Annotated in this window: 8 protein-coding genes; 4 read left to right on the plus strand and 4 right to left on the minus strand. The window is 46.0% G+C overall.

The window, feature by feature from the left end:
* Positions 1-307: 307 nt before the first annotated feature.
* A complete protein-coding gene (locus QUA57_RS26665; protein ID WP_333064732.1) occupies positions 308-913 on the minus strand; it encodes a DUF3318 domain-containing protein in 606 nt (201 codons plus the stop codon).
* Between the two features lie 261 nt (positions 914-1,174).
* Positions 1,175-2,749 (minus strand): nucleoside transporter C-terminal domain-containing protein, encoded by a 1,575-nt coding sequence (locus QUA57_RS26670; protein WP_333064733.1) that lies wholly within the window; start codon positions 2,747-2,749, stop codon positions 1,175-1,177.
* Between the two features lie 220 nt (positions 2,750-2,969).
* Here QUA57_RS26670 and QUA57_RS26675 point away from each other — a divergent pair, with 220 nt between their 5' ends.
* The gene (locus QUA57_RS26675) at positions 2,970-3,260 is read left to right on the plus strand and encodes a hypothetical protein (RefSeq protein WP_333064734.1); all 291 of its coding nucleotides are present in this window, start codon (positions 2,970-2,972) and stop codon (positions 3,258-3,260) included.
* Between the two features lie 105 nt (positions 3,261-3,365).
* Here QUA57_RS26675 and QUA57_RS26680 read toward each other — a convergent pair whose 3' ends face one another.
* Together QUA57_RS26680 and QUA57_RS26685 are read right to left on the minus strand one after the other, a co-directional pair.
* Positions 3,366-3,560, minus strand: a complete 195-nt coding sequence (locus QUA57_RS26680; RefSeq protein ID WP_333042072.1) for a hypothetical protein — start codon at positions 3,558-3,560, stop codon at positions 3,366-3,368.
* Between the two features lie 54 nt (positions 3,561-3,614).
* Complete coding sequence (locus tag QUA57_RS26685; RefSeq protein WP_333064735.1) at positions 3,615-3,854, minus strand: hypothetical protein; 240 nt, start codon at positions 3,852-3,854, stop codon at positions 3,615-3,617.
* A 134-nt stretch (positions 3,855-3,988) separates the two neighbouring features.
* Between QUA57_RS26685 and QUA57_RS26690 the strand changes: the two genes are divergently transcribed.
* From QUA57_RS26690 to QUA57_RS26700, 3 genes are all read left to right on the plus strand, one after another.
* Complete coding sequence (locus QUA57_RS26690) at positions 3,989-8,869, plus strand: CHAT domain-containing protein (protein ID WP_333064736.1); 4,881 nt, start codon at positions 3,989-3,991, stop codon at positions 8,867-8,869.
* A 161-nt stretch (positions 8,870-9,030) separates the two neighbouring features.
* Positions 9,031-9,159 carry a hypothetical protein gene (locus QUA57_RS26695; RefSeq protein WP_333251453.1) on the plus strand — a complete coding sequence of 43 codons (129 nt, stop codon included), beginning with the start codon at positions 9,031-9,033 and terminating at the stop codon, positions 9,157-9,159.
* A gap of 134 nt (positions 9,160-9,293) precedes the next feature.
* The coding region (locus QUA57_RS26700) for a serine/threonine-protein kinase PknK (protein WP_333064739.1) at positions 9,294-13,314 on the plus strand (4,021 nt) is incomplete at its 3' end.

Below are 13,314 nucleotides of genomic sequence, written 5' to 3' on the forward strand. Positions count from 1 at the left end.
TTGAAAACCTCTGGCTGATTAACCATTCTTTCCACTCAGTTCATGCTGAGTCAATTTGTGCTTAGTCTAAACTCCAAAAGTGAAGCTATTAGTCGTAAGTATCTAGAGAGTCTCAATGAAATCTACCCACTTTATGTTTATTTGGTATTACTAGATGAGCGACAAGCGGGCCGGATACCAGCATGGGAGAGTATTCGGATTGTCAGGGAAAGAGTTGAGTAACAGATATAGCGCCTGGATAGTAGGGACACAACCGTGTTGTGTCCTTTGGCTGCCGAACACAGGATTGTTTGTGAAATAGTATTTTCTAATCTTGCCTGACACTATCGGGCACGCCCACGGCCGAAATACCCGATATCGCCTTTAAGTTTTGACACCGAATCAATTCGTTAAAATCCAAACTGCGCCCTTCAATTTGCGCCACAGCCTCGATCGCCCCCAGCAAATGTCCGGCCGCTTCCGCTTCGTTGTAACCACGCCTTCCCGCTACTCTAATCGCGCCTTCATCAGCATCTAACTCTACTTGGGAACTGCGGTTGTCGCGCCAAATTCGAGTCATCGCGAGTCCCGTCAAACCGCCCGCGATCGCAGTGCCGATCGCATCTCCCTGCAACAATTCTACAACAGTCCCGACAATTCCCGCCAGAGCGGCACCTTGATAAATATCCGGTTTAAACCACTTAACATTGCACAAAAAACTTACATTCCGCAATATCAGTAAATCCCGCTGCGGCTTAGATAGCAGCCGCCACAAATCAAAATTAATATAAATCGGGCGAGATTGATTCCAAGGTAAAGGAAAATCGCAGTCAATTACTGTTGATTGTTGGGGCTTATTAATGATTTTACACGTCATGCGGCCGGAAGCGGGCATCACATCTAACAGGCGGCGAATTTCTGGATCGGGATTCATAAATTTTGGGGTAATTAGTAATTGGTAATTGCATATGTATAAAAAACAATAATATCTCTCAGGGGCTTGTAGGGGCTAGTTTTACCGACAATAATTGCCTAAAACCTACAATCTCGTAAAACCGCGCCCACCCAAGAGCTGATGCGATCGAAATCAAAGTTGATGTAGGTTATTGGTTTTGTGAGGGCGGGTTTCTGTAGATTTTTGACGCTAGTTAAATATTGTTCGTAAAACCCGCCCATACAAGTCCATAGAAGATAATTAAGGGTTTTTCTTGGATGCGGGAGAGGGAGATTCTTGATCTCTGGGAGACGCTTTTTGGGTATTAGCCGAAGGCTTCGGACTGACAATCGCTGGGGCAACTGACGGCTTTGAATTCGCGGCTGGGGATGGCAGTGATTTTGGAGAATCAGGGGCTGTTAGCGGGGCAGCAGGGGCTGTCTTAGCGCCTAAAATGCTGGCGTCTCCGGTGTCGAAGGTGCCGGCGATGCAAGCGATCATCATTGTCGCTAAGGTGCCGACAAATAATGCTTTCCAACCGAGTTCGGAAATGTCTTTGCGGCGGGATGGAATTAGGGCGATTGTGCCGCCGACAAATATGCCGACGGAGGCTAAGTGGGCGAAGCCAGAAAGGGCGTAACTGACAATTAAAACTGTACGATCGCTCACCAGTTTGTTTGCCGATGCTTCTGCTAGAGTTTGATAGGGAGGAATCGCCGTTTCTAACAACCTGCGACCGATAATTACTGACGCTTGCCAAGAGTCGTCTAATTGAACTCCTGTTAATAGCGTCAGGGGATAAAATAAGACTCCCATAATGTTGGCTAAAGTGACAACTTTGAACAAGTCACCAATTGGGCCTGGCAAAATTGCCAGCCAACCAAAGAATTGATTGATTAAGGAAACTAAGCCTAAGATTAAAATCAAAACAGCGGCAATTGCCACAGCCATTTTTACACCGTCCAATGCACCAATAATCGCTGCATCGAGAGGGCTAACTCGTTCGATGGGTTCTCCCCCAACAGTCTCTTGTTTGAATTCTTCGCCGTCCGTGTCCGAAATTTCTTCGCCCACAAACTCGCGGCCTTGAGGCTTAGGTTCTTCCTTGGGAATGCCACCCATTGTCAGGGGCACGCCTGTTTCTGGTACTAAGATTTTGGAGAGAACAAAACAAGCGGGAATGGCGATAATTGAGGCGGAAACTAAATGCCCTAAAATATTGGGAAAAACTGGCTTTAGAAAACTAACGTAAATTGCTAAAGTTGAAGAAGCGGCCGTCCCAAAACAGCAAGAGAGGATTGCACAAAGTTCCGAACGAGTCATTTTCGGCAAATAAGGCTTGACGACAATTGCCGCTTCAATTCCTACAAAAATATTAGCCGCACCGCTGAGGGCTTCTGCGCCGCTCAACCGCATTGTCGTATAAAAGATTTTGGCAAAAAGTTCGGTGATAATTTGAATCACGCCGATGTTGTATAGCAAGGCCATGAGGCCAGAAAAAAAGATGACTGTCGGTAAAGCTCTAAAGGCAAAAATATATCCTAAATTAACTGCCGGAGCTTTACCAGGTATCGGTACAACATTGCTCCCGAATACAAATCTCGCTCCAGCGTCAGCAGCGGTGAATACTCCATCCAGTAAGCCAGTAAACCACTCTAGGGCGATGCGAGTTGGGGGGAACAGGAATACTAAAAATCCTAAGACTAATTGCAGTCCAATGCCCCAGATGATGACGCGCCAGGGAATATACTTGGACTGTCGGTTTTCTGAAAAAATCCAGGCGATCGCACATAAGCCAAAAATGCCCAGAAACGAGATAAGATTGTAGATAGACATGAGCCTAGTCCTTGAAATAGTTGAGAATGCCGATCGACGGCTGGCACCACATCAGTTATACTATTCATCTGACGGCAAATACTAAAAAAAATAACAGGCCGATAAATTACGCACTCAACAGCGTACTGATGTCATTGCTTAGGTCATTCCGAACTCTGCGGATCTTTAGCAAGCCTTGATTTGCCGTAATTACCAGCAGTTTAGATAGAAACTCTAACACATGGAAGCTTTTGCTCCACATCCTCCTGAATGGACTGCGACGGCGGTTCACGCTAATGAGTTTTGCTGTCCCAAGTGCGGCGCTAGCTGCACGGATGCCGCTGAGGTCTGGATTAATCGGCGATCGCCAGTATACACCGAGTTCAACCGCCGCAAGTGGCAAGAATTTTACCGTTGCCAGTGCGGCGACGTTTGGTGGGCATGGAGTAACGATAGGCCTCCTTCTGAACTTGTGCGTCGCGATCAGAGTTCGGATGACAGCCCCGATGACGGCCCGGATGATGATTTTTAGAACGGTGACAGAATTTTCGCTTTTCGATTTTCGATTTTATTTAAAATTAGGCTAAGGTGCGCCTCGGCGCACCCTACATTTAGATAGGTTAGCGCCAGTTATCAACTAATTCATCACGTCAAGTATTCCCTTGACTACGCCTTCCATGACTCTTTCAATTAAGCTCAATTCATTTTCGCCGATCGACTCATTTAAGAGCATTGACTGAATTCGGTGTCTGTCATCGCGAGTCAGTTCGCCTGACGAAAATATCCGTTCTACTATTTGTTCAGTTAGAAATGGGAAAGCTGGAGTTTGCATGGTTGGTCTCTAAAAGCATCAATATTTTGTTTTTAACTTTATTAGAGGAGCCAGTTATGGTGTGGGTTTTTGCTGTTCCACCCAATCAGTGCTCCAATTATAGGACTCTGGGGGGATTTTGTCAATACACTGGCGACAGATAAATACAAAATTTGCCTTAAATTTCCGACATTCTGGGAACGGGTGCTTTTGGAGTGCGATCGACTGATCCCCTGTGCCTGCAAAGTCGATTCGCCCCGGCGGTGGCGGTGTTTGATCGACCTTTTTAAGTTTATTGGCACTCTGGCGGAACATTACAGCTCAAAAAAAATCAAAACGATAAGAGATTAAAATTGGTAATGGAGAATTGGCTTTTTTGAATTCCCTCTTCCTTCCGGCTAATGACTAATGACTAAGAACTAATGACTAATGACTAATGGCTTCCTCCAATGACCTATTTTCGTTCGGCTCTAATTTTGACATTAGGTTTTTGGCTGCTACCGCTAGCAGTTCGATCGCAATCTGTCGTTCCGGCCAATGACGGCACTAATACTGTTGTTAAGTCCGACCAAAACCGCACAGACATTAGTGGCGGACAACTGTCAGGAAACGGGGCAAATCTGTTTCACAGCTTCAGCCAATTTAATCTTAGCGAAGGTCAAATTGCTAATTTTCTAACTAATCCCAACATTCAAAATATTTTAGGGCGGATTTCCGGCGACAATGTTTCCGTAATTAACGGTCTGATTTCTGTAAGCGGTGGCAACTCGAATTTATTCTTAATGAATCCTGCCGGAATTGTCTTCGGTCAAAATGCTAGATTAAACGTGCCGGGGTCGTTTTTGGCGACAACTGCTACAGGTATTGGTTTCGGCGATCGCTGGTTCAATTCTGCCGGAATTAATGATTACAAAGCTTTACTGGGGAATCCTAATCAATTTAATTTTAATAACTCACCAGTTGGGGCAATTGTCAATGCGGGAAACTTGGCAGTTGGCAGCGGGCAAAGTTTAACTTTGCTCGGTGGCACCGTTATTAATACAGGACAATTATCCGCTCCAGGCGGTCAAATTACTGTGGCTGCTGTTCCGGGACAAAATGCAGTCCGCATCAGTCAAACGGGTAACTTATTGAGTTTAGAAATTACTCCGTCTTTGCAGTCTGAAAAATCGGCGATCGCCCCGGTTTCTTTGCCTCAGTTGCTAACGGGTCCCGGCGTGGCGTCAGCCACAGGTTTAACGACTAACGAACAAGGTCAATTGGTACTGACTGGCGGCCAAACAGTGGGGATAAATGGGGGAAGTGCGATCGTCTCCGGTTCTGTAAATGTATTTGGCCCTTCTGGGAATGCTGGCGGCACAGTCAATATTTTAGGGGAAAAAGTCGGACTGTTCGCCGCAAATATCGATGCTTCCGGGACGAACGGCGGAGGTACTGTGCGCGTCGGAGGCGGTTTCCGGGGGATGGAACCAGTTCCGAACGCACTGGTAACTTATGTTAGTCCTGATTCTACGATCGCAGCAAACGCGATCGACCGCGGCAATGGCGGCACTGCGGTAATTTGGTCAGACAATATAACTCGCTTCTTGGGCAATATTAGTGCTCGCGGCGGCACTGTCGCAGGTAACGGCGGAAGAGTAGAAGTTTCCGGCAAAAATGCTTTAACTTTCCAAGGAGAGGTCGATACCCGCGCGACTAACGGTGCGATCGGCAATTTGTGGCTCGATCCGGCAAATATTACGATCGTCAGCGGTAACGGCGACAGCAGCGCGCCATCAACCGGTGGCGGACTCGAAGCGGCACCAGAACCCAATGAAACATCGATCTCAGAAGTGCAGTTGGAACAGATGGCGGCCGGCAGCAACGTGGTTCTAGAAACCCCGGGCTACATCACCCTCCAAGACTTGCCCGATAACAAACTTTCCCTGCAAGCGAGAACGGGAGACACCGTAACATTTAGATCCGGCGGAGTGTTTGTTGTCAATGATCCCAACGATTTAATCGAGACTCAAGGTGGCAACATCAACATTTTTGGCAGCAGCATCTCTCTGGGCGGACTCAATGCTAACGGCGGCAATATCGCTATCACTGCTAACGGCATTGACTTCAGAGGCGGCAGCAATTCTGTCAGCAGTGCGGGGGGAACAATTCGCTTGCAACCCAACGACAGCCGAGCAATTCGGATCGGTGGCACCGGCGATATTTTGGGCATTTTAGACTTGACGGCAACGGATCTCGGCGCTTTGGCGGGGGGTTTCGGCTCGATCGCGATCGGGCGCGAAAACGGTAGCAGCTCGTCGATCGCGATCGTCGCACCCATTACTTTCAACAGCCCGCTGACACTTCAAAGCAGCTCGATCGCGATCGACAATCCCCTGAGAACAAGCGGCAGCGCTAGCTTGACTCTCGACGCGCCCAAAACCGATCTCAACGCCAACATTGCGACATCCGGCGGCGATCTCACTTTTACAGGAAACGCATCCCTCAATGCTGACGTGGCTTTGAGCACAGAAGCTAGGGGCAACATTCTGTTCTCCGGTAGCCTAGATGGATCTCGCGCCCTGAGACTAGACGCTCAGCGAGTGCTGTTCGGCGGTACAGTCGGTCAAGCTGCACCGCTGGCGAGTTTGACTGTCAACGCCGGTAGTACCCTGGTTTCGGGCAATATTGCGACATCTGGCGACATGAATTTCAATAGTAACGTCACAGTCGATCGCACCGCCGCCCTAGCCGCCACTACCGGCAATATCACTTTTGCCAATACCCTCGACAGCACGCCGGGCCGGGCTAATAATTTGACGCTGCGCGCTGGCGGCAACATTACTTTTGAGGGCCTAGTCGGTCAAACTCAGAGGTTGGGCCTGCTCTCGGCTGACGCTGCTAGCGTGACTGCTGCTTCCACAATTACAGCGCGCATTTTGAGCGTTAACGCGCGAGATTCCGCTACGTTCGGGGGGGACAGCACGGCCGCTTTGGGAGCCGATATCAAGGCAGAAAATGTCCTCTTAGAGGGTAATTTAAGGACGGATGGCGGCAGCGTGAACCTGCAAGGAAGCGGCGAGGTTCGGACTGGTAATATTACCTCGAACGGTGGGAGGATTCGGGTTGAGGGAAATACTGTTGCAGCAGGTGCGATCGACTCGTCATCGGCGGGCACAGGAGGCGCGATTGCTCTCCAAACCAATGCTGGGGCTTTAACTGCGGGAGCTTTGAACGCTTCGGGGGCGATCGGCGGAAATATTGCTGTCACCTCGAAGGCGGGGATTTCCGCTCTAGATATCAACTCCAGCGGCACTTCAAACGGCAACGGCGGGGGCGTCTCTGTGAACGCGACTGGTGACATTCAGTTGGGCTTTATCAACGCTAGAGGCGGCACTGGTGGTACTGGCGGCAGCGTTGATGTGAGAACCCTCGGTTTGTTTGGATCGAACAATGTTTTCAACGATGATATATCGGGCAATATTTCCAGTATTTCTACTACCGGAGGTGCGGGGGCGGGGGCGATCGCAATTCGCCACGGAGGCGGTAGCGATCGACCGTTTGTAGTTGGCGGCGCGATCGACAATGGAACCCGGGGAAGCATTAATGCTGGCGCCGGAAACGCCATTTTGCCGACTTTTTCTTTTGGACAAACTTACACCCAAGGAAGTTTACCAAATCAGATTTCCCTAATTACACCGGCCACGCCCTCTACTCCTGCACCAATTCCCGAACCAATTCCCGAACCAATTCCTGAATCAATTCCCGAACCAATTCCCGCACCAATTCCCGCACCAATTCCCGCACCGCCTCTAGAGTCCGTAAATCCTGATCCGGATCTGTCATTTCCTGCATCTTTGCAAGTAGAATTGCGATCGCCCAATCGAGACAGAAATTCCGCAATGAGCCAGGATATTTTCGCTCCTTATCGCAGATTAGATGCGGCAGGTTCGGGAGTTTTAGAATTTGAACAAACCTTTACTCGCGAGTACGAAAAATATCTGGACTTACCCCCAAGAAAGCCGATTACTAATCTATCGGTGATTTACGAAAGTCTTCGCAAAAACGAACAAATTACCGGGGCAAAATCTGCAATCATTTATATGAATTGGCTCAGGAGAGCGGATGCAGCCGCAGCCAAAGAAAATGGTTCAGTGCTGGTGGCAAGTCGGGATTTATCTAATCTATTGCCTGTGAGAAAAAACCTCACCTCCGGGCCCCCTCGCCCTTTAGAAGATAAGTTGGCCCAGAGGTTGTCGCCACAGAGCCAAGAAATTCCAGATGTTCCTAACGGGGAGCATTTAGAATTAGTGTTAGTCACAGCTAACGCTCAACCTCTGCGCGTTGTAGTTCCGGCGACAACGCGGTGGCAGGTGTTGCAATTGGCGGATGCCCTGCAAACCGAAATAACTAATCCCAGAAGAAGAAGCAGCATTAGTTATTTGGATTCGGCTCAAAAACTTTATCGCTGGTTAATTGCGCCAATGAGCGCAGAATTGGCTGCTTTAAATATTGACAATTTAATTGTAATTCCGGCAGCAGGTTTGCGGAGTGTGCCCTTTGCTGCTCTTCACAATGGCAAACAATTTTTAGTTGAGCAATACAGTCTTAGCGTGATGCCGAGTCTGAGTTTGACTGATATCGGCTACGACAATATTGCGGATGATGAAGTTTTGGCAATGGGGGCGTCGGTATTTGAAGATAAAGCGCCATTACCAGCGGTACCGGTGGAGTTAGAGTCGATCGCGCCGCCCTCAGAAGGAAAATCATTTTTGAATCAAGATTTTACTCTCGGAAATTTGCAAGCTCAGCGGGCAAATCAGCTTTTTGGAATCATTCACTTAGCAACTCACAGCGAATTCCAGCCTGGGGAACCGAAAAATTCTTACATTCAGTTGTGGGATACTAAATTACGTATCGATCAAATGCCACAGTTGCGGTGGAATGAACCGCCGGTGAATCTGTTAGTTTTAAGCGCGTGCAGTACCGCTTTGGGCGACGAAGAGGCGGAGTTGGGGTTTGCGGGTTTGGCAGTAGCTAGCGGTGCTAGATCCGCTTTAGCGAGTTTGTGGGAAGTCAGCGATGATGGGACTTTGGGGCTGATGACTGAGTTTTATCGGCAGTTGCGGGCCCCCAGACGCGGTGGCAATTTGATGATTAAAGCGGAGGCTTTGCGGCGCGCGCAATTGGAGATGCTGCGGGGGCGCGTGCGGATTCAAGACGGGATGTTGCGAGCCGAAGGGCTTTCTGGGGGTCTAATTTTGCCTCCAGAAATTGCGGCGCGGGGTGATCGAGTGCTTTCGCATCCTTATTATTGGGCCGCCTTTACAATGATTGGCAATCCTTGGTAATAGACCTCTTGCAAAAATCCTTTTCATTATATTGATGGGCCGGAGAACCCGTCCTAATTATTTTTGCCAGAGGTCTAATGAAGATGTGGAATAAAGAAGGAAAAAGAGGCGATTTGTACTCGCTTTCATTACATGGTAATTCCCCTATTTATACTCTAATTATGCAGCGCCCACATCTCCTAGGAAGACTAACGGGGATCGCCCTTCACTCTGTTCTGCCTGCTTTTGGAGGAAACTGCGATCGCACTCCTCACCTAAATATTTATTTGTACTTTTTTGAAGAAATGTAAAAATTAATATTTTTTTAGTTGGAATTTAAATTTTGCTTAAAGTGCAGGCTAGTCTTTATATTAGAGGATACATCTACTTAGAAATTGATAATTGCTAAAAAAATCTGTATTTATTATTAAAAAAGGCTGCAAAAATGATTAACTTAGCTGGCTACGAGATTACCAACCAAATACATGAAACTAACAATTCTTTAGTTTACCGAGGACTGAGAAAGCAAGGCCACCAACCAGTCATTATCAAATTTCTCAAGCAAGATTATCCGATGCCAGCTTCGTTAGTCAGATACAAGCAGGAATACGAAATTACACGCAATCTTAACCTAGAAAGTGTACCTAAAACCTACAGCTTAGAAAAATACCAGAACAGTTTGGCGATCATTTTCGAGGATAGTGGTGGAGAATCATTAAAGCTGTGGTTGGCTTATCAAAAACTTACCTTAGAAGAGTTTTTGTCAACCGCTATTAAAATAACCAGAGCTTTAGGTCAAATTCATCAACATAACATTATTCATAAAGATATCAACCCCAGCAATATTATTATTAACTCGACAACAGGGCTAGTCCAAATCATAGATTTTGGCATCTCTACTGTTTTAACTCGTGAGAATCCTACCCTAAAAAATCCTAATGTTTTAGAAGGCACTCTGAGCTATATATCGCCGGAACAAACAGGCAGAATGAACCGAGCGATCGACTACCGCACTGATTTTTACTCATTAGGAGTCACTTTTTACGAACTGCTAACGGGGCAACTGCCATGGGATTACAACGATGCAATGGAATTAGTGCACTGTCATATTGCTAAACAAGCAGTGCCGCCCCATGAAATTAATCCAGAAAGAGGAATTTATAAAGCAGTTTCTGATATAGTAATGAAGCTGTTAGAAAAAACGGCTGAAAAAAGATACCAAAGTGCTTGGGGAATCATCGCAGATTTAGAAGAATGCCTGGAACAACTAGAGGCTAAAGGAACGATTGTAGATTTTGATCTCGCCCAAAAAGATATTACGGATAAATTTCAAATTCCCCAAAAACTATATGGGAGAGAACGAGAACTAGAAACCTTGCTAGCCGCGTTTAATCGCGTCAGCAATGGCACGAAAGAAATTATGTTAGTGTCGGGTTATTCTGGGATTGGTAAATCAGCATTAGTGCAAGAAGTTTATAAGCCGATAACTAAGGCAAGGGGTTATTTTATTGCCGGAAAATTCGATCAATTTCAACGCAATATTCCTTACTCAGCGCTCGTTAAAGCTTTTGGGTCCTTAGTCAAGCAACTGTTAACTGAAAGCGAAATCCAACTCAATAGCTGGAAAGAAAAACTTTTAGGGGCTTTTGGTGATAACGGTCAAATCATTATAGATGTCATTCCCGACATAGAACTCATCGTTGGCAAACAGCCACCCGTCCAAGAATTAGGGGCTACAGAAGCGCAAAACCGTTTTAATTTAGTCTTTCAAAAATTCATCCGGATCTTTGGCTCTGTGGAGCATCCCTTAGTCATTTTTCTGGACGATTTGCAATGGGCTGACTCCGCTACTCTAAAACTGCTGCAAGTAATGATGGCAGATGAGGAAACAAAATATTTATTTCTAATGGGTGCTTATCGAGATAACGAAGTGAGCCCCACACATCCCCTGATAATGACTTTGGAGGGGCTGCAAAAGCAAGAGGCTACTATTAACCAAATTACCTTAACTCCCTTAGATATCGGACATATTGCTAACTTGATAGCTGATACTGTGCGTAGGGATAGAGGCGCAGTCATGCCGCTAGCTGAGTTAGTCGTCGGTAAAACTCAAGGCAATCCTTTTTTTGTCAATCAGTTTCTCAGAACTCTCTATGAAGAAACCCTCCTGAATTTCAATTTAGTGCAAAGAAGCTGGGATTGGAATATTTCACAAATCGAAGCAGTAGGCATTACCGATAACGTTGTTGAGTTGATGGTCGCAAAATTGAGAAAAATGCCCGAGCCAACTCAACAAATTTTACAATTAGCCGCTTGCGTTGGCAATAGTTTTGACTTAAACACTCTGTCTGTTGTTCATGAAAAATCTCCCGCTGCAACCTTTCAAAAGCTATTGCCAGCCATTCAAAATAAACTAATTTTAGCCACTTCTGAACTCGGCGTAACAGAAGAAGAAATCGTTCAGTCTCATCTCGTCATTACTACTTATAAGTTTTTGCACGATCGCGTACAACAAGCAGCTTATGCCCTGATTGAGGAAGCTTCTAAAAAAACTGTTCACTTACAAATTGGTCGCTTGCTGTGGCAAAATACCTCGCCAGAGAAACGAGCGGAAGAGATATTTGCGATCGTCGATCATTTGAATCTGGGAATTGAACTCATTAGTGATGAATCCGAACGAACTGAAATTGCAAAACTTAATTTAACCGCAGGTCAAAAAGCTAAAGCAGCAACGGCTCATGCTGCGGCTACCCAATATTTGCAAGCAGGTTTGGGACTGCTAGCAAATTCTAGCTGGACTCATCAGTACGAACTGACATTAGCACTACATACCGAAGCAGCAGAGGCAGCATTTCTGAGTGGTGACTTTGACCGGATGCAGAAATTAGCTGAGGTCGTGCAAAACTGTGCCAAAAACCTATTGGAAAAAATAAAAGTCTATGAAGTCCAGATTCAAGCTTCCGTGTCGCAGAAAAAGCTACTAGAAGCCGTTAATACAGGGTTAGAAGTTTTAAAGCTGTTAGGGGTGGAGTTTCCCTCTCAGCCAAACCCGTCAGATATTGGGCAAGCACTGGGGGAAACGGCGGCAATTTTGAAGGGGAAGCGAATTGAGGATTTAAGTGACCTGCCTCAAATGACAGATCCCTATAAACTAGCAGCTATGAGACTTATATCAAGTATTTTTGCTCCTGCATACATTGCTGCTCCACAACTGTTGCTCTTGACGGTGTGCAAACAAGTAGATTTATCCGTCCAATATGGTAATGCTTCTCTTTCTCCCTTTGCTTATGCCAATTATGGTTTTCTCCTTTGTGGAATTGTGGAGGATATTGATTCGGGTTATCAGTTCGGTCAATTAGCTTTAAGTCTATTGTCAAAGTTGAATGCTCAAGAAATCAAAGCCAAGACATTTGTCCATGTAAATATATTTACCCGACATTGGAAAGAGCATCTGAGAGAAACGTGCGAGCCTTTAGTGTCTGCTTACTCTAGCGGAATAGAGACAGGAGATTTAGAATATGCAGGCTTTAGTCTAATACATTCCTCCTGTGCAGCTTACTATAGTGGCCAAGAACTGACTCTGCTAGACAGAGGGATAGCAATTAACAGAGATGCTATTTATAATGTCAAGCAAGAAATAGCGCTTAATTATATAGAAATAAATTGGCAAGCTATATTAAATTTGTTGGGAAAAAGCGAAAAACCTTGCATTCTGAAAGGTGAAGCCTGTGATGAGGAGCTGAAGTTGCCATTATACCAGCAGGCAAAGGACAAATCGGCAGTTGCATACATATATTTGAACAAAATTTACCTATGTTATTTGTTTGAAAATTACTCAGAAGGCATTGAAAATACTGCTCTAGCAGAGAAGTGTTTAGATGCAATGGTAGGATTGCCCGTTATTCCTATCTTCCATTTTTACGATTCTTTGGTGCGGTTGGCCGTGTATTCTGATACTCCACAGTCAGAGCAACAGCGCATTCTTGACAGAGTACAAGCTAATCAAGAGAAAATGCAGAAATGGGCGCATCATGGCCCAATGAATTATTTGCACAAATTCTATCTAGTAGAGGCAGAACGGTATCGGGTTTTAGGGGGGAAAATCGAGGCAATGGAAATGTACGAGACAGCGATCGCTCTGGCTAAAGAAAACCAGTATATCAACGAAGAAGCACTCGCTCACGAACTGGCAGCCAAATTTTACTTGTCATGGGGCAAAGAAACGATCGCCCAAGTTTATATGCAAAACGCTCATTATAGCTACCAAGCTTGGGGCGCTGTAGCTAAAGTTAAGCATTTAGAAGAAAAATACCCCCAATTCCTAGCTAGAACCTCAGCCAAGACAACAACTCAAACGAACGTTAACACAACAACCAATGCGCCTAATAGCACTAGCACCAATTTGGGAGAGACGCTAGATTTAGCCACAGTAATGAAAGCTTCCCAAGCAATTTCAGGTGAAATAG

The organism is Microcoleus sp. Pol7_B2, assembly GCF_036701035.1.
Classification (GTDB): Bacteria; Cyanobacteriota; Cyanobacteriia; order Cyanobacteriales; family Microcoleaceae; genus Microcoleus.

Bases quoted from the DNA above. Each gene is read 5' to 3' on its own strand.
- QUA57_RS26665 (WP_333064732.1), bottom strand. From the start codon at position 913: ATGAATCCCGATCCAGAAATTCGCCGCCTGTTAGATGTGATGCCCGCT.
- QUA57_RS26670 (WP_333064733.1), bottom strand. From the start codon at position 2,749: ATGTCTATCTACAATCTTATCTCGTTTCTGGGCATTTTTGGCTTATGT.
- QUA57_RS26675 (WP_333064734.1), top strand. From the start codon at position 2,970: ATGGAAGCTTTTGCTCCACATCCTCCTGAATGGACTGCGACGGCGGTT.
- QUA57_RS26680 (WP_333042072.1), bottom strand. From the start codon at position 3,560: ATGCAAACTCCAGCTTTCCCATTTCTAACTGAACAAATAGTAGAACGG.
- QUA57_RS26685 (WP_333064735.1), bottom strand. From the start codon at position 3,854: ATGTTCCGCCAGAGTGCCAATAAACTTAAAAAGGTCGATCAAACACCG.
- QUA57_RS26690 (WP_333064736.1), top strand. From the start codon at position 3,989: ATGACCTATTTTCGTTCGGCTCTAATTTTGACATTAGGTTTTTGGCTG.
- QUA57_RS26695 (WP_333251453.1), top strand. From the start codon at position 9,031: ATGCAGCGCCCACATCTCCTAGGAAGACTAACGGGGATCGCCCTTCAC.